Origin of the sequence: Trichocoleus sp. DQ-A3 (assembly GCF_039961975.1) — a bacterium.
In the GTDB taxonomy this organism is placed as follows: Bacteria; Cyanobacteriota; Cyanobacteriia; order Cyanobacteriales; family FACHB-T130; genus FACHB-T130.
This window is the reverse complement of sequence record NZ_JAMPKC010000004.1, coordinates 360,680-377,194: the sequence shown is the minus strand read 5'-3', so window position 1 is coordinate 377,194 and position 16,515 is coordinate 360,680. Positions and strand designations below refer to the sequence as shown.

Genomic DNA, 16,515 nt, shown 5'->3' with positions numbered 1-16,515 from the left:
TGGTTTAACCCTATTCCTTAAAAAAGTTATTCTTTCTTTTTGTCACCAAAATTAATTTAATCTGCCATTTTGCTAGTATCTTCCAGATTAAAAATGTTCCAAATAGATAAGTACATCATCAACAATAAAAAGGCAACTGAAGTCGCTACTAAATACCAAGGAACACCGATAAACACAAGAGAGTTAGGCCAGAGATTTACAGTATGACTACCGTAAGCTTCTATGCCTGAATTTAAATACCATAAATTTTGGTTTTGAATTCCTGGAGAATGAGTAGCAATTTTAAAGGAATTGAGAAGATTTCTCGCTGCACTCTTCAACATATCCAATGACTGGCTATTTGAGAACTTCCAGACATAGGCTACTTCATCTTTTCTAGCGAATTCTAGTCTCCAGTACCAATGTGAAAGAATTGATGAAAATGAGAGAATGAAACCAAAACCAGCTAGAAAAATTGCTGAGAGCTTCAACGAGGTTCTTTGTAAAACATATTCCAGATTGGTTGCAAAGGGCAAAAAGAGAATGGGCAGGATGGTCACTAGATAACGGGGTCCCCATCCTCCGCCACCATACCAACTCCTTAATCTTGCATGCAGTAGAAACCAAGCTATTGTCAGTACCAATATATACAAAGCTTCTTTTTTATGCTCCTTAAAGAATTTTCTAAATAGAACAACAGATAGGATTAATAAAGGGGCATATATAAATATGCTTTTTCCAGGACTCAGCAAAAGACCTGTCAATCCTATAAAGATATTTCCATCCAACGCATTGTTACCCAAATATTTGGCGTCTGTTTGAACCGGGGAAAGGTAGAAAAATCCAGTTCTTAGATGGTTGTACCATGATTGCCATACTAAAAAAGGGAAGATTATCAGTAATGCAGTGGCAACATTCTTTGCTCGGCTGATCAAAGATAGTCTGCTAATAAGTACTAGATAACCAAGTGAAGCTACTATAGCTAAAATCATGGAAATTCTAGTAATTAAAGAAAAACCCAAACAAATAAAAGCTAGTATTAAATACTGATTTTTTTTGTTGTTTCTAAAATTTAATAACAGCAGAAAAGATGTAGTCAATAATGTAGAACAGAGAACTCCATCAAAGGATTCTCTGGTATAAGTCCAAAAATAAGTGCTGACGGCTAGGCATAAGGTTGCGATAAAGCTGGGTAAGATAGCTTGACCAAACTGAAACCGCAAGATACCGAAAAAAGCAGTGACTGTGAGTGCAGAATAAAACCCAGGCTGAAATGAACGTATAAATTCCTTCGTTATAGATATAACTTTTACCGTAGTGAAAGGAGCTAAAATCCTTTCTAAAATTACATTAATAAAGGCGGTAGGTAGAAAAAATATTGTATTTCCAATTTCTTGGGAAGCATAGGTTCTCCCATTGGGTGCTATTGAAAAAATTCCCTCTTGTGGAGTATCAAAACCTAGTTGCCCAGTGGTAACAATATGTTCTGCAAGTTTATAGTGGAAGGAGCCTTCGGCATAATCAAATCCGCAATTACTCAAGATAAAGAGTATCCAGAAAAAAATAAATATACTTAAATAAGCTTTAACTTTTTGCTTATTCTTGCTATCAGGCTTCCAAAAGTTTAATTTAAGCATTTTAAATGTGTAAAAATAGCGCCAGATGTCAAGTTAGAACGAAAAAAGACAAAGCCAATGCGACTGAAAAAACGCAAACTTTAAATACTAAGTTTTATCCGGCCAATCGACTAGAGAAAGTTTGAATGATAAGTGTTTTAAACTTGTCACAGCAAACTTTTTCTTTGACGAGCCTCACTGATATTGTTCGGGATTCTGTGAGCAGGATTGCTGCCAAGCGGGCTTCTTCTCGACATTCTGAGGTTGACCGGGTGGCACGGTTCTCTCGTTCATAAAGTCAATTTCAAAGTTATCTAGTTGTTTTGAACCTTGGTGCCGAGCGTTCCAGTCGCGGCAGAGGTATTGTCCATAGTAGGGATAAAGCTTTTTGCCGATGGTGCGATTGAGGTTTATGAAATAGGTGCGCCATTGCATATTTTGATAGAGGGCGTTTCGGCTCTTCCGACTCGGCTTTTCCCAACTTACAGGCTCCCCATCTCTCAAAACATTAACTTCAGTTCCATCTTTCAGCTTGCCAGGGATTACGTGCCAACCATCATCTCTGGGGGGAGCGGGGGCAAAAATACTCCAAGATTGATCTACCCTCAAAATTCGGCTAATCCAGTCAATCGAATTTAAGGCTTTTCGATTGAATTTTTCAGGAGAAAAACTTCTGAAGTTCCAGATAGTGACATAAGCTAGCAAGAGTAACGTCACTATATTGATCGGTCGCGAAGAACGTACTTCAAGAGGACGGAACTTGAAAGGTTTGGTAAAGTTACCAGCAGCCTTGCGGTTAGATGCAATTGTCTCGTAAAATTTTGTTCCTACAGACATTACGGGTCCCCATTTGAGAAGGGGAACCAGTGGCTTAAATATTGGGGATAAACTACAAACGTAAGCGATCGCTTCCCACTTAAAATGCCTGTTTCCTTGCCAATCCACCACTACCCAAGAATTTTTCGCTTGCATATCTGCAAAAATCGAGGGATCGTCCTGAGCTAAGAGCAGTGGCGTCTGTGCAGGCAATATCAGGAAAGTGCGAATCAGGTGGACAACCTTCTTGCAGAAGCCACAGTCGGCATCGTAGTAAATCTGGAGTCCAGCTCGTTCTGGAGTATACAGCCGCTTAGATACCGAGTCCCAAACTTCCGTCGGGATGAAAGCTAGCCAGCTAGCTGTACTGAGAAACGGGAAAATCCCCAGCACAAACGACAATCCGAAACCGATATGTAAGAGGATAAACGAGATAATTGCACAGCAGCGGAAAAAGCTGGTACGGACGGGAACGAAGAGTAACAGGGGACCAAGAGTTTCCAACCACAGGGCGCTAAAGGTGAGCAAGACTAAAAGTGCAGAAGGCAGACTAAGTAGGAATTGACCAAAGGGTGTTGCGTATTGGTCGAAACTCAAAGCATAGTAAACCGCACTGCCATCAGGCCACCAAAGTGGACTCTTCGCTTTAAAAGCCGCCGAAAAGATGTAGATAAAGCATTGCTGTAGCGTAAGTGCTAGGGTGGCACCGGAGAGGATGCGCTTGGGTAATTTTTGGGTAGATGTATTTAGGGCACTGTCAATCGAGTAATAAGCGCCCAAGGGCAAAAACATTGCCCAGAAAAGCAGCGCGCGAATTACATCATCCGCCGCGAAAATCAAAGCTGGGTTTCGGTTGTGGAGAGATACCATCAGCGCCCAAGTTGCGATCGCTGCTAACCGGGTTCGGTATCCCACCAATAGCGCTAAAGCCACAAATCCAGCTAGCAAAAATAGAATGGCTTGAAACCAGGTTTGACCGCCCAGCGCATGAACTGACCAATACCAAGGTTTTAAGATAGTAGTTAGTAGCGATCGCGGCATCACTCCAGCATCTGTATAATGTGCTGTCAGATCCCCCGCCCGAATGATTAAATCGGCAAGAACAACCAGCGCCAAACCAATCCGAAACAGGGCTAGCGATCGCAGGTCTAACCCAAACAGTTGCTCAAGCTTGGAAGTAAAAATGGCTTTAGATTTTTGCTGAGTAGAAGCCATAAAACATTAGACCTTGATGGAAAATTTTTTCATGGTTAACGGCAGTAAGCAATTGCCGTTTGTTAAATTTAATACTTAGATCGCCGGGAGTAATTCGCCGCCAATCGCCGCTTTCCCAAACTATTGGACCCTAACCGCCGGATTGCTGCCAGCCACTTCCAGACTGTTAAAACAACCCGCCGAATCGCTTGATAAATCCAGTTTCTCACTACTCGGAGGCGGTGAGGCACGGTTGGCAGGCGCTGGAGGTAAACGACTTGTCTAGTAATCGATGCCAAGCGCCCTTCTAAATTCAGACCAAAGCTAGAAACCGCAGCCGCACCCTTTCCCAAAGTCACCATCTCTCCTAAGTGCAAATAGCGGAAGCGCCGTAAGCGTTTGCCCGCGATCGCTGCCCAAATGTTGCGAGCAGCACAATCTGCCTGTTGAAAAGCGGCTTGAGCGGTTGCTGGCACCCGTGCGCCACGGGGATTGTAAATTTCTGCCAAATCCCCCAAAGCAAACACTTCTGGATAGTCAACTAATTGTAAGGTAGGGCAAGAAATCAGTTGTCCCTGGTTATTATGCTGGCAATCAAGTTCGCGCACCCAATCGAGCTGCCGGGTTCCAGCCGTCCAAAATACCAAATCTACAGGCAAAGTGTCAATCTGACCATCCCGAACTAGGGTAATTTGGTCAGGTTCAATGCGGTGGATGCTCGTTTCTAATTCTACCCGCACGCCACGACTTGATAAAGCACGGTGAGCCGCAGCTTGAGTATGAGCGGAAAAGGTTTTAAGAATTTGATTACCCCGGTCAAGCAACAGTACCTGCCCTCGTTTCTGTAGCCGGTCGGCGATTTTGCAAGCGAGTTCTACGCCATTAGGACCAGCGCCCGCGATCGCAATCCGCATTTGTTCCTGCTCAGAAAGCTCAAACTCGTATAGCTGTTGTTTCAGAAGCTCTACATCCGCCAAACTGCGAAAGGTTTGGGCATAAGTGCCAGCTCCGGGAACGCCCTCTAAGCGCGTTTCTCCCCCGACTGCCAAAACGAGGTAGTCGTAAGCGAGACCCTCACCGGATTCAAGCTTTACCTGGCGTGTTTGTAAATCAACTTCCTGAATTGTCTCTTGACAAAACCGAATATTTGTATTTTTTAATAGCTTTTGATAAGAAGGAGCAATTTCCCACGCTTGCAGTTCGTCTGTGACCAGTTCGTAGAGCAAGGGGGTAAAAAGAAAGCGATTTTTCTGCTCAACCAGCGTAATTTCGCATTGACTTGATTTCAATAAAGGAAAACGGCGCAGGTACAAAGCAGTGTAGAGACCGCCAAAGCCCCCACCAAGAATGCAAATTCGGGTGGGCGTTGCGCTTCCAGACTCAGAAGGAGTGGAACTGACCTTTCTTTGATGCTTTGTACCGTCTAGCTTGCCGTCCATATCATTAACAGGGGTTTGGTAAATAAGCTTGATATCGAACGCGAATGGCTAAAGCGATTTGCTATTGCGGCACTTTGGTCGTGGAGTTGGGTGCTGTCAGTTGTGCAGCGATCGCTGGTTTTAACTGTTGAACCAGCTCCATTGCCCTGATTGTTCTGGCTTCCGGCTTCAGGTGATAGTGGGTATCGGCAAACAAGTTGGAGTCACTCTTCAGGTTCAACGAGTCTTTTTCGTAGATCAAAGGAGCGATTTTACTCAGTTCCTCAGCCGTCTTTTTAACGTTACGAATCGTCTTTTCGTCGTTGCCGTTCGCATAGACCCACGGCAATGACAGCACTAAAGTTGCTCCCTTTGCCTCGACTTCTTCGCGGAATTTAGCGATCCGCTGAAGCGCGTGTTTGGATACGGGTTCTTGAAATGTCATCTGCCACCACTTCCCAGCGCGTTCTTTCGTCACTGTAGGGTCGCCACGTTCGTCAACCGGATCGGAGTAGTAGCCGGTCATTTTTCCTTTTTCAATCACCTCCAAGCTCGACTTAGTAATTCCTCTAAGAGTCGGAACCCCTAGCATCATTGCGTCTAGAGCTAACTGTTTGGGAGGGATTCCTCCCAAACCGGGCTGTCCAATTGCCATCCCAAACGAACCAGAGCGATCGCCCAACCCATCCTCATCCAACAGTAATAGGTACTCTGGAATCAGAAGCACAATGTCGCCCCGGCGAACTTGACTCAAAACGCTGGGAAGGATGACATCTAAACCAATTGGGCCATCTAACCCCATGTTGAATACGGGAATGCCAAGTTCTTGCTCCATTAGCTTGGTATTCAACGTATAGTGCGCTCCAGAACCACCCGTTATCAGCAGGCGGTGGGGTGCTTCAATTTGGCTTGCCAGCGCTACCTTACGTTCGTACATAGCACGCAGCCAGCTCAGTTCTCCACCGTAGCGCACGTTGTAAAGGTACCCAACAGACCAGGCTAAACCAGCAACCGCTATCCAACTAGCAAGCTTTAGAGGTTTCCACATTAGAACTCGAAGTAAATAAATTTAGAGGGGGTATTTGCAGCTAGCAAGATGGTCAAACCCAAAAGAACGCGAGTTAACCAGGGGGATAACAGCAAATCATATTCGCACTTCCGTTTTTGCCAAACTGCGAGGTGTTCCAAGAACAATTCCGCCGTTGTGAGAAAGAGGATCAAAACTAAGACCGCACCCTCATTCGCACTAAAGGAACTCATTGCCGCTCCCAAATTTGAGAACGAGTACGCCCAAGGTGTCACCAGTGTTTGCAGCTTCTGTCCTAGCCGAGTCATATCTGACTCCATGAAGAATAGACAGCCCAGCATCACCGAACCAAAGGTTAGCGCCCACGATAAGAACTGAGGCATGAATAAACGTTCACCAACAAAGCGGTAAAAAGGGCGACCTGCATATCGCAGAACTAGCAGCAACAAGCCATGATAGGCACCCCAAATGATAAAATTCCAAGCGGCTCCGTGCCAAAACCCTGAGAGCGTAAACGTGACGAACAGATAAAATGCCGCCCACTGCTTCTTTGCGCCCATCAGGGGGAGGAAAACGTAGTCTCGAAACCAGGTACTCAGCGTCACGTGCCAGCGACGCCAAAATTCTTGGATGCTTGGTGAAGTGTAAGGGGCGATGAAGTTGAGTGTTAGCTGAACGCCTACAAATTTAGCTAAACCTAGTGCGATGAAACTATAGCCAGCAAAATCAAAGTAAATCCTCAGAGTGAACAAGTAGATAGATAGCCACACCAGCCAGACATTTCCTGTTTCTTGCAAGTTGATGTACGGCGACAAGTTATCCGCCAGTACCAACTTCATAAACAAGCCCAAAGACAGCCACTTGAGACCGTCCTCAAAGTTTTCTGCGGAGAACTTAAAGCGGAATGATTCAATTTGAGGAAACAAGTCAGCTCGCCGCTCAATCGGGCCAGCGACGACTTGCGGGAAGAAGGAAACAAAGTTGATGTAATCAACAACTCCAATTGGCTGCTTATTTTTGCTTCTGAATGAATCCACTACAAAAGCAACCATCTGGAAGGTGTAAAACGAAATCCCTGGAGGAATTGCACCTGCACCAGGAATGCCGCCTCTCTGCTGCCAACTCGCAGTAACTCCCCCTACAAATAGTCCTAGAACATCTTCCACAAAGAAGTTCACGTATTTGAAGTAGGCAAGGATGGCGATGTCGATCCCGATCACCGTGGCTGCGATCGCTTGCGACTCCCAACCTCGACGGCGCAACATCAGCCGCACCATCACATAGTTAAAGATAATCTCAAAGGCGAAGATGATAAAGCTGGAGCGCGATGCATTCACAAACAGCATCAGCGACAGTACCATCAACCCGATACTATCCAAGTAATCTCGCCAAATATTCAGGTACTTGCCTATATAGCGAACCGTGAAGAAGGGAACGCCGATCAGAAAAAGTACCCACCAGAAGGAGAAATCAGAGAAATTCAATTGACTGTTTCCTCCCTATTTTCTAGGGTTTAAAAGTTATTCTCTTATCCAGTATTTAGCGATTGGTAATTAGTCATCAAGAATGGGTTATCTTTCCTTGTCCGAAGTTGAAGATTTACAGTCACCACAACAGCGATAAAATCTTTAACCAATTCCCAATTCCCAATTACCAACCAGATATCTTGCTCTAGCTGCCGCTAATTCGGTTCCACAAACCGCCCCAGCCAGAAGACTTGGAAGATGCCTCTACTTTTTCAGTTTTATCGTCACTAGCATCCTTGACATTGCTAGACGCAACTGAAGAAACTGCCGCTGAGACATCAAACTCTTTAACCAAGTATTCAGCAGATTTCTCAATAGTCGGATAATCCCACAGCAGAGTAGAAGGTAGCTCGCATCCTAGCCAATCTTCTAAATCGCCCACTAAGGTAACAGCATCGATGGAATCCAGACCGTAGCGCGTCAAAGGTTCGCGGACATCAATGGTTTTTGCATTGAGTGAAAGTTGCTTAGAAAGCTTGGTAACTAGCCAGGATTGAATCGCTTCAGCAGGGGAGTTTTCAACAATCATATTCTCGTCTTGTAAATTGTTTTTGCTTAAATCTTCACTAGGCTTGGAGCTGGAGTTCTGAAGCTGCATGGGTTTTCTCCTCTTGTGATTGGGACTGGGCTAGTTGGAGGGGGACAATCGAAAACATCTTGTTTTCTCTGTCAAGCTTGAGAAGTTCTTGGGCAACATTCTCGACGTAAATGCTAGGAATAATACCTGATGAAGGACGAAAAGTCATCAGGAGTCTGTTCAGACAAATTGCCAACCATTCACCTTTGGCAAAAAAGTCACCCAAGACTTTTCGGTTGTAAATCCACATATGTACGCAAGCTGCGGCTGCGTGCAATGTGCAGTACCTCTTAGCGAGTTCAAATAACTCAGGAGACTGATCGTGTCCGAATTCAAAACCTGAGCTTGCCAAGAATTCATCCTGTGCGTCGAGTTCTTCGAGGACCGCGCTTGTCAGTGTTATCAGCTTCTGCAACACTTCAGCATCGACGCTAGAATCTGTCTTTAAGTCATACAAGTGTTCTAGAGAGATTTCCAGACCTTGTAAAACATCATCGCATCCCCGGCTGAACAGCTCAAATTTTGCCCGTTCGCATGGTGGTAACGGTGCTTCTAGAGAAAACCGGGTTTCCAGACGCGATCGCAATCCCTCATAAGTGGCAGCATTTCTTTTCGCCCGGTATTTCGCCATCTGACGAAGCTGTAAAATCAGCGCGTGCAAGTTAACAACCGTACTGCCATCAAACACGCTAATAATGGCATTATCTCGGACAACTTTTTGAAAAATTCCCTCATCGTGACCTTCGCGCAAATAGAAACGTGCCCCTAGAATTACGGAAAGGTTTTGAACTAACTTTTCAACCGTTATAGGCACAAAATATTTTACGAAGATAGACGAAACGCTAGATTGCTCCGGCGCGACATGAAAACTTCTTGCCCCCGCAATCGTGACACAATCGCAGACCAAAATATCTAAGAAAGCGTCTACTAAAGTAGTCCGGGGGTGAGGAATATCGAAAACTGTTTTGCCGTATAATTTCCGTCCTAGAGAAAACTTCAGCACCGTTCTCAGGGCTGTATCCGCCGATCCTAAAGAAAAGGCTGCACACAACGTCCGGGTTAGATGAAAGCCTTTCAGCCCCAATTCTAAACCCGCTCCTTCTTGCCCCAGACGCATTTCTTCAGGTACAAAGCAATTATCAAAACGGATTCCGCTCATATCAGAACCGCGAATTCCCAAAGTCTTGATCTTAGGAAGATTGGAATAACCCGCTGGATCGATTTCACTTTTATCAACAACAAACAGCGACAAGCTACGTGCCCCGCCACTGTCATCTGTTTTGGCAAGCACAACTGAAATTCCAGAAATTGTTGCTCGGTTAATTGGCCATTTTTCCCCATTCAGCAGATAACCACCGGGAACCTTAGTTGCCTGCACATCACTAGCAACTAGGTCGCTTCCGTGTGCCCTTTCTGAATAAGCAAGACACATGGCACCATGTTTATCTTTAATAAACTTTGCCAGCTTTTGTTTCTGTTCGTGGGTGCCTGCCATCCAAACTAAACCAGACCAGAAAAGCGTGCTAAAAGTTATCGATGTCGTTAGGTCACGTCTGGACAAAACTCTAACAAAAGCGACGAATTCTTCATAAGATTTCAGCTCTCCACCGTATTCCACGGGGATGTGGTAGTGATGAAGATTCCAGTTATAAAGCCATTCAACGTCTTTTTCTGGAAATTCTTCGCGCTCGTCCAGCTCCATGACGCTTTTGAAAGACATCACGCTTTCCGGCTGTGTTGGATCGCCTAAGTCCTTTTCGAGCGCTTCAGCGACCCAGTACTGTTTTAGTTGATGCATTGAATTCTCCGTGTAATGGGTAATGGCTTATCGGTGTGGGTAATCGCAAGCAATTCGCAATTCCCAATTCCCAATCGCTATTTAGGAGTTTGCACTTTCTGCAACAGGGATTCTACTTCTCCCTTGAGACTTTGAAACTTTGCCGTGGCTTGAGGATTTTCGCTCCAATCCGCGACGACATCTAGACTTCCTGCTAAGAAAGCTGCTCGACAACCCTGACGTTGAATCTTGCCGCTGGAAGTTTTCAGGATACTTCCCGGCTTCACCAATACCACCGCATAAACCTGTAGCTCGTGCTGTTCCGATACCACCTGACGGATGGCTCCCATGACCTCATTGGTGTCTAGATTCTGGGTATGACGCTCGACTTCCTGGACAATTACCAGTCGCTCCTCGCCATTCACCATCACTGAAAAGGCTGCGCCATGTTCGGGTCGAAGCGCTGCATGGCTTTCTTGCACCGTCCATTCAATATCTTGAGGATAGTGATTGGTGCCTCGGATGATAATTAAATCTTTGATGCGCCCCGTGATAAATAGTTCGCCATCTTTTAAGAATCCCAAATCGCCGGTACGTAGAAATGGCCCTTCATTTGTATCTGGGATGCGTGCCCGGAAGGTGCGTTCCGATTCTTCGGGTCGCTGCCAGTAGCCGTGAGCCACGCTAGGATCGGATACCCAAATCTCGCCGACTTCATCAGCGGCACATCGGGTAAATTTCTCCGGATGCACGATCGCTATCTTGGTGTCGCAAACTTTAGTCCCGCATCCAACAACTGTTCGTACAATATCTTGATTTTTGGAGGCTGGAACGATGCGATTTTTTTCTAGTGCTGCCGGATCGAGATTGCACAAAACGGGTGTTGCGGTTTGTGCAGAGAAGGATACTAACAAAGTTGCCTCAGCCAATCCGTAGGCAGGACAAAAAGCATTCCACTGAAACCCGGATGGTGCAAAGGTTTCGTAAAAACTTTCCATAACTTGGGGGTTGATTGGCTCAGCGGCATTGCCTGCTGCACGCCAACTACTCAAGTCCAGGGTGGCGCGTTGTTCTGGTGTAATCCTACGCACGCATTGATCGTAGGCAAAGTTAGGGCCTTGGCTATGGGTCACTTTGTAGCGCGAAATCGCCTGGAGCCAGTGGAATGGGCGTTTGATAAAGGCGAAGGGTGACATCACGTAGCAGGGGATACCGTTGTAGAGGGGTTGGATGAGTCCTTCAACCAGTCCATAATCGTGGAAGTAAGGCATCCACGCCACAGTTACGCTGTCCGGGGTGTAGCCACAGGCTTTTTGGAGGTTCGCTGAGTGGAACATTACGTTACTGTGGCTGAGCATCACACCTTTAGGAGTGGAGGTGGAGCCTGAGGTGTACTGGAGATAGGCCAGCATATCGCTGGTTACAGATGGATCTTGCCAGGTCTCAGCCAGAGACAGGTCTACCTGCTCGGTGTCAATCCAGCTCATTGCCTGAAATTCCGGAATTTTCTCGTCGTACTCTTCAACGAGGGAAAGAATGCCAGAGGTGGTTAGCACTAATGAGGCTTGGGCATCTTTGGCGATCGCTTGCAGTCTAGGCAAGGTTCGCTTCAATCGCCCTGCTTCCGGTGGGGGTACGGGAATGGCAATTGTCCCGGCATATAAGCAACCGCAAAAAGCGGCAATAACCTCTAGACCTTGTGGATAAAGCAGCAGTGCCCGCTCTCCCCTCGCATTATGCTGTTGTAGCAAGGCAGCGATCGCTCTTGCTTGGCGATCGAGCTGAGCATAAGTGAGCTGGGAACCTTCTTTCTTGCCATCAATCAGAAAAGTATAAGCTACCTTTTCTGGCTGCTGGAGTGCCCTCCACCGCAGCAGTTCAACTAGGGTAGAAAAATTTTGAGCTGTAGAAGAATCAATATCGCTTGGTGTAACGGTGTTCATAAGTACTAATGGAAACTTACTAGCTTTATTGAGAAGTGGTCGCGGCACCAGAAAGTTGACATATCAAGGTTAAGAACTACAATTCATCTTCTTTATTGTTTTTGTTCAGACTTTAAAAAAGCTTCTAGCTTGAACAATCTGGCAAGGTACAGACAGTGGTCTTGAGTAAAAAAAATCAACCTTTCGGTAGTTTTTCAATTTTGGTCTGATGTCTATCTTTAAGACTAGTAATTCTACGAATCTTTACTAAAAAAATATATTTTAAACTCCCGACTAAATACGGCAAATAACTTATCCTACATTGCTTTTCTTGATATGGCACCTAAAAAGTTTTATAAAGATTTTGTAAAGTTATTTCATTGTTAAGTCCGATTAATCTGTCATCTAAATTACAAATATGAAAACTTCTTGCACAAGCTGGTTTCCGAAAGACGCGACTACCAGCAAAGTTAAATTGCTTTGCTGGTAAGCATTACAGCTTGGAAGATGGCAAAAAGATTTGAAGTCCTTTCGTAGTAAGAAGCCGGAAGGCTATGCTGAAGTAATTTTCTGAAATCTATACTCAGCCAAATTTATTGACCATGTGTGGGATTAACTATAAGCAGTTATATAAATTCTTGTATATGTGTGTCAAGGTTTGTAACTAATTTAGTATGAGTGTTGTTTTTTACAAAAAAGAGAGACAGCTATACTGAAGAAACGGCAATTTCGGAGTAACTAGTTTTCTCAAAGAATAAGGGATAGGCTACTTCCCGAAAAATCTACCAGTAGCGCCGTTAGCGTATGGCTTCTCTCCGCCCCACGAGCAAGGAGAAGTACCCGGTAAAGCCAAGCGATGCCAATCTAAGCGCTCAGGTGCGTTCTGATGGGTAGAAAGTATAATGCAGAGGCAGAGGGTGCAGTAAGAGAGCCAGACTTCTTTAGCAGCGCGATCGCGAACCGCGTCTCCTAACTCACGGGCGGGACCAATGCACAAGAGAGACATGAAGCAGAGTTAAGCGAACTGTATTAGATCGAGTCCGAGAAAATGCTTAAGAGTTTTTGTCAGCTTGTTCGGGTTCAGTGATAATGACACGCTGAAATAGAAGCTTTCCTTCGGTAATTTTCCGGACTCAAAATGGCGCAACGTTGGAGTTAGATAACCACAGGCTCAGATTGATGGCTCAGACTGATGACTGATATTGATTCTATGTGGCGTCCTCCACCAACCGACTTAGCGCTATCGAGCAATGATGTCCATGTCTGGCGTGCTTCCCTCGACCAATCGGCATTTCACGTTCAGCATCTGCAACAAATCCTTTCTGAAGATGAGCAAATAAGAGCTGCACGTTTCCACTTTGAGCGGGACAGGAAGCGTTTCATCATTGGGCGAGGTCTGCTCAGGACAATTCTGAGTTGCTATTTAGAAATCAACCCACTCGAGGTGCAATTTTGCTATGGCTCCCGTGGCAAGCCAGCATTAGCTGGAACGCACGGAGAAAGTAACCTTCGGTTTAATTTATCTCACTCTCAAGATATCTGCCTGTATGCAGTAACACGCGATCGCCAGATCGGTGTCGATGTTGAATACATTCGTTCCGTTGCCGAAGTTGAAACGATCGCTAAACGCTTCTTTTCGGCGCGAGAAAATGCCGTTTTGCGTGCCTTGCCTGCACCTCAGAAGCAGCAAGCATTTTTAAACGCCTGGACTCGCAAAGAAGCTTACCTAAAAGCAATTGGAGAAGGGCTGGCTCGACCTCTGGATCAAATTGAGGTAACGCTGGCTCCAGGGGAACCAGCGATGCTGCTAAGCATTGAAGGCGATCGCATTGAAAGCGAGCGCTGGTCACTCCAAGAATTGAAACCGGAACTCGACTACGTAGCCGCTCTTGCTGTGGAAGGAACTGGCACTTGCACCCGCTGCTGGCAATGGGATGCTAGCAATGGTTAGATAAAAACGACTAAATGCTGAGGGTAGGGAGGCGGTGAGAATTTTCACCGCCCCCCCTTTGCTTCCTTTCTAATCGGGTGAAAGTCCCTTCGATTCTAGCCATTCCCGATTAAACAGCCGTGACTGATAACGAGCGCCGCTATCGCAGAGGATGGTCACAATCGTATGACCTGGCCCCATCTGCTTGGCGAGTTCTACGGCTGCTCCTACATTGATTCCTGTGGAGCCACCCAGAAACAGTCCTTCCTCTCTTAAGAGTCTGTAGACAACCCGTACCGCTTCGGTATCATCAATTTGGATAGCATCGTCTATCGGTACGCCTTCCATATTGGCAGTGACGCGGCTATTGCCAATTCCTTCTGTGATTGAGTTGCCCTCACTCTTCGTTTCACCCGTCTTGATATAACTGTAGAGGGCGCTGCCCATCGGGTCGGCTAAGACGGTTTTAACAGCAGGATTTTTTTCTTTCAGGTACATCGCTACACCCGCTAAGGTGCCGCCAGTTCCCGTGGCTGTAACCCAAGCATTAACTTTACCGTCCGTTTGTTCCCAGATTTCTTTTGCGGTAGTTTCGTAGTGCGCTTGTCGATTGGCTAAATTATCAAATTGATTCGCCCAAATCGCGTTTTCCATCTCAGACGCAATTTTGCCGGAGAGCCTGACATAGTTGTTGGGGTTGCTGTAAGGTACAGCTGGAACGGGACGAACTTCTGCGCCCAGCGTCCTCAAAGCATCCATCTTTTCCTGAGACTGGGTATCTGGGATAATAATCAGGCATTTGTAGCCCTTGGCGTTGCAAATATGAGCTAAACCGATGCCGGTGTTCCCGGCGGTTCCCTCAACGACTGTACCGCCAGGTTTGAGCAAACCTTTTTTTTCGGCGTCTTCAATGATATAAAGTGCTGCCCGGTCTTTCACAGAACCGCCTGGATTGAGAAATTCTGCTTTTCCTAGAATTTCACAACCTGTTTCATCGCTGAAGTTGTTTAAGCGGATGAGCGGTGTGTTGCCAACTGTCTCTACAAAACCCTTTCTGATATCCATTCTGAAATTACCTAAGTTCTTCCCTATAAAAATTTTGGCGTATCGCGGTAGTCCGACTCGACTTTTACCAAACTTTAGTCATGTTGAGGGAAAATCCAGGCAAAACGCGATCGCCACTTACCGTGTCGGGATTGTCTAGGCATTCCACTTCTTGACTGGGACGATAGATATAAACTTGGCGGTTTTTTCGGTCAATCAGCCAACCTAGCTGGAATCCTGCCTCGCTCATGTATTCGAGCATTTTTTCTTGCAAAGGCTTTAAGTTGTCCGAAGCTGACCTCAGTTCAATCACGAAATCAGGGCAAATAGGGGCAAACTTTTGCTGTTGTTCTGAGGATAAAGCATTCCATCGTTCCAGTTTTATCCATGAAGCATCAGGCGACCTTTCTGCACCTGTTGATAGAATAAATCCCGTGCTAGAAGAAAAAGTTATCCCCGTGCCGTCTTGTTCTGACCATAACCATAGCTGCCCGAATATGTTACCTTCTCGGTTTCCTGTCTCTGAACCAGTTGGGGGCATGATGACGATTTCCCCAGTTTTATTCCGTTCAATGCGTAAGTTGCGGTTAATTTGACAGAACTCAAAAAACTGTTCGTCTGTCATTGGCATTGATGGCGGAATTCGCACAACTAGGGGAGAAGAAAGCATTCTGGATTTCCTCGATTCAGTTAGAGTGGGCAACGCCTACTCCAAAATTTTACTGTTGGCTCACTCAAACCAATGAAAATAGCCTGACGGACGATTAGCTTTCGACCCATCAGGCTATTGTTAATTATCTAGTGAGCGATCGCTGTGCGCGATCGCTCACTTACCCACTCAAAACTATTTGTCCGGTTGGGGAGTCATCCGCAGGTAAGGCTTGATTTCCGTGTAACCTTTAGGGAATTTCTCTTTTAACACTTCCGGATCTTTTAGCGAAGGAACGATTACACAATCGTCTCCCTCTTTCCAGTTAACTGGAGTGGCTACGCTGTAGTGATCCGTCAGTTGCAGCGAATCGATTACCCGCAGCAATTCATCGAAGTTACGTCCGGTGCTGGGGGGGTAGGTGAAGGTGAGACGCAGTTTCTTCTGCGGATCGATGACGAAAACCGATCTAACCGTTACGGTGTTGGCGGCGTTGGGGTGGATCATGTCGTAAAGGTCAGAGACCTTCTTATCCGGATCTGCCAGAATTGGGTAGTTAAGACCAACACTCTGAGTTTCTTCGATATCACCGACCCAACCTTTGTGGGAGTCAACATCATCGACGCTAAGTGCGATCGCCTTCACGTTGCGCTTGTCAAATTCTGGCTTGAGACGAGCGACTTCGCCAAGTTCTGTGGTGCAAACGGGCGTAAAGTCTGCGGGGTGAGAAAATAGCACTACCCAGCTATCGCCAGCCCACTCATAAAAGTTGATTTGACCGTGTGTAGAATCCTGAGTGAAGTCGGGTACTTGGTCGCCTAATCTAAGAACCATATCGGATTTCCTGTGAACTACCTTGAGGAACGATCTTCTATATTGCCATAAAACCCCAGTTTCCCGGTCGGAGTTTAGCTCTTTATTAAGATTTGGGAAAACTAACCAACTTCCAATTGTTCCAGAGTTGAGGTGGAGTGGGTACCGAGAGGTAATAAGATGAGAGGATAGAAAACAAAAATTAAACTAATAGTTGAGGACATGGT

At 45.8% G+C, this 16,515-nt stretch carries 13 protein-coding genes; 1 reads left to right on the top strand and 12 read right to left on the bottom strand.

Annotation, left to right across the window (positions count from 1 at the left end; genetic code table 11):
* Positions 1-56: 56 nt before the first annotated feature.
* The 9 genes from NDI44_RS10440 to NDI44_RS10400 all read right to left on the bottom strand — a co-directional run bounded on the left by NDI44_RS10440 (position 57) and on the right by NDI44_RS10400 (position 12,858).
* Positions 57-1,616, bottom strand: a complete 1,560-nt coding sequence (locus NDI44_RS10440; RefSeq protein ID WP_190415501.1) for a glycosyltransferase family 39 protein — start codon at positions 1,614-1,616, stop codon at positions 57-59.
* A gap of 174 nt (positions 1,617-1,790) precedes the next feature.
* Positions 1,791-3,626, bottom strand: a complete 1,836-nt coding sequence (locus NDI44_RS10435) for a DCC1-like thiol-disulfide oxidoreductase family protein (RefSeq protein ID WP_190415499.1) — start codon at positions 3,624-3,626, stop codon at positions 1,791-1,793.
* A 68-nt stretch (positions 3,627-3,694) separates the two neighbouring features.
* A complete protein-coding gene (locus NDI44_RS10430; protein ID WP_190415497.1) occupies positions 3,695-5,044 on the bottom strand; it encodes an NAD(P)/FAD-dependent oxidoreductase in 1,350 nt (449 codons plus the stop codon).
* Between the two features lie 61 nt (positions 5,045-5,105).
* Complete coding sequence (locus NDI44_RS10425) at positions 5,106-6,071, bottom strand: hypothetical protein (protein WP_190415495.1); 966 nt, start codon at positions 6,069-6,071, stop codon at positions 5,106-5,108.
* A complete protein-coding gene (locus NDI44_RS10420) occupies positions 6,071-7,534 on the bottom strand; it encodes an MBOAT family protein (protein ID WP_190415494.1) in 1,464 nt (487 codons plus the stop codon). The genes NDI44_RS10425 and NDI44_RS10420 overlap by 1 nt, the downstream gene beginning before the upstream one ends.
* Positions 7,535-7,721: 187 nt before the next feature.
* The gene (locus tag NDI44_RS10415; protein ID WP_190415492.1) at positions 7,722-8,174 is read right to left on the bottom strand and encodes an acyl carrier protein; all 453 of its coding nucleotides are present in this window, start codon (positions 8,172-8,174) and stop codon (positions 7,722-7,724) included.
* Entirely contained in the window at positions 8,143-9,951 is a 1,809-nt protein-coding gene (locus tag NDI44_RS10410) for an acyl-CoA dehydrogenase family protein (protein ID WP_190415490.1), read from the bottom strand. The genes NDI44_RS10415 and NDI44_RS10410 overlap by 32 nt, the downstream gene beginning before the upstream one ends.
* Positions 9,952-10,028: 77 nt before the next feature.
* Positions 10,029-11,873: a fatty acyl-AMP ligase gene (locus tag NDI44_RS10405; protein WP_190415488.1), complete on the bottom strand. Its 1,845-nt coding sequence runs from the start codon at positions 11,871-11,873 to the stop codon at positions 10,029-10,031.
* Between the two features lie 745 nt (positions 11,874-12,618).
* Positions 12,619-12,858: a hypothetical protein gene (locus tag NDI44_RS10400; protein ID WP_190415486.1), complete on the bottom strand. Its 240-nt coding sequence runs from the start codon at positions 12,856-12,858 to the stop codon at positions 12,619-12,621.
* Between the two features lie 186 nt (positions 12,859-13,044).
* Between NDI44_RS10400 and NDI44_RS10395 the strand changes: the two genes are divergently transcribed.
* Positions 13,045-13,803, top strand: a complete 759-nt coding sequence (locus NDI44_RS10395) for a 4'-phosphopantetheinyl transferase superfamily protein (RefSeq protein WP_190415484.1) — start codon at positions 13,045-13,047, stop codon at positions 13,801-13,803.
* A gap of 69 nt (positions 13,804-13,872) precedes the next feature.
* Here NDI44_RS10395 and NDI44_RS10390 read toward each other — a convergent pair whose 3' ends face one another.
* The 3 genes from NDI44_RS10390 to NDI44_RS10380 all read right to left on the bottom strand — a co-directional run bounded on the left by NDI44_RS10390 (position 13,873) and on the right by NDI44_RS10380 (position 16,309).
* A complete protein-coding gene (locus NDI44_RS10390; protein WP_190415482.1) occupies positions 13,873-14,847 on the bottom strand; it encodes a cysteine synthase A in 975 nt (324 codons plus the stop codon).
* A gap of 64 nt (positions 14,848-14,911) precedes the next feature.
* A complete protein-coding gene (locus NDI44_RS10385; RefSeq protein WP_190415480.1) occupies positions 14,912-15,496 on the bottom strand; it encodes a Uma2 family endonuclease in 585 nt (194 codons plus the stop codon).
* Positions 15,497-15,670: 174 nt separating this feature from the next.
* Positions 15,671-16,309 carry a peroxiredoxin gene (locus NDI44_RS10380; protein ID WP_190415478.1) on the bottom strand — a complete coding sequence of 213 codons (639 nt, stop codon included), beginning with the start codon at positions 16,307-16,309 and terminating at the stop codon, positions 15,671-15,673.
* Between the last annotated feature and the right edge of the window lie 206 nt (positions 16,310-16,515).

Coding starts and splice junctions, on each gene's coding strand:
- NDI44_RS10400 (WP_190415486.1), bottom strand. CDS start 12,858: ATGTCTCTCTTGTGCATTGGTCCCGCCCGTGAGTTAGGAGACGCGGTT.
- NDI44_RS10440 (WP_190415501.1), bottom strand. CDS start 1,616: ATGCTTAAATTAAACTTTTGGAAGCCTGATAGCAAGAATAAGCAAAAA.
- NDI44_RS10415 (WP_190415492.1), bottom strand. CDS start 8,174: ATGCAGCTTCAGAACTCCAGCTCCAAGCCTAGTGAAGATTTAAGCAAA.
- NDI44_RS10425 (WP_190415495.1), bottom strand. CDS start 6,071: ATGTGGAAACCTCTAAAGCTTGCTAGTTGGATAGCGGTTGCTGGTTTA.
- NDI44_RS10405 (WP_190415488.1), bottom strand. CDS start 11,873: ATGAACACCGTTACACCAAGCGATATTGATTCTTCTACAGCTCAAAAT.
- NDI44_RS10395 (WP_190415484.1), top strand. CDS start 13,045: ATGACTGATATTGATTCTATGTGGCGTCCTCCACCAACCGACTTAGCG.
- NDI44_RS10410 (WP_190415490.1), bottom strand. CDS start 9,951: ATGCATCAACTAAAACAGTACTGGGTCGCTGAAGCGCTCGAAAAGGAC.
- NDI44_RS10385 (WP_190415480.1), bottom strand. CDS start 15,496: ATGCTTTCTTCTCCCCTAGTTGTGCGAATTCCGCCATCAATGCCAATG.
- NDI44_RS10435 (WP_190415499.1), bottom strand. CDS start 3,626: ATGGCTTCTACTCAGCAAAAATCTAAAGCCATTTTTACTTCCAAGCTT.
- NDI44_RS10390 (WP_190415482.1), bottom strand. CDS start 14,847: ATGGATATCAGAAAGGGTTTTGTAGAGACAGTTGGCAACACACCGCTC.
- NDI44_RS10380 (WP_190415478.1), bottom strand. CDS start 16,309: ATGGTTCTTAGATTAGGCGACCAAGTACCCGACTTCACTCAGGATTCT.
- NDI44_RS10430 (WP_190415497.1), bottom strand. CDS start 5,044: ATGGACGGCAAGCTAGACGGTACAAAGCATCAAAGAAAGGTCAGTTCC.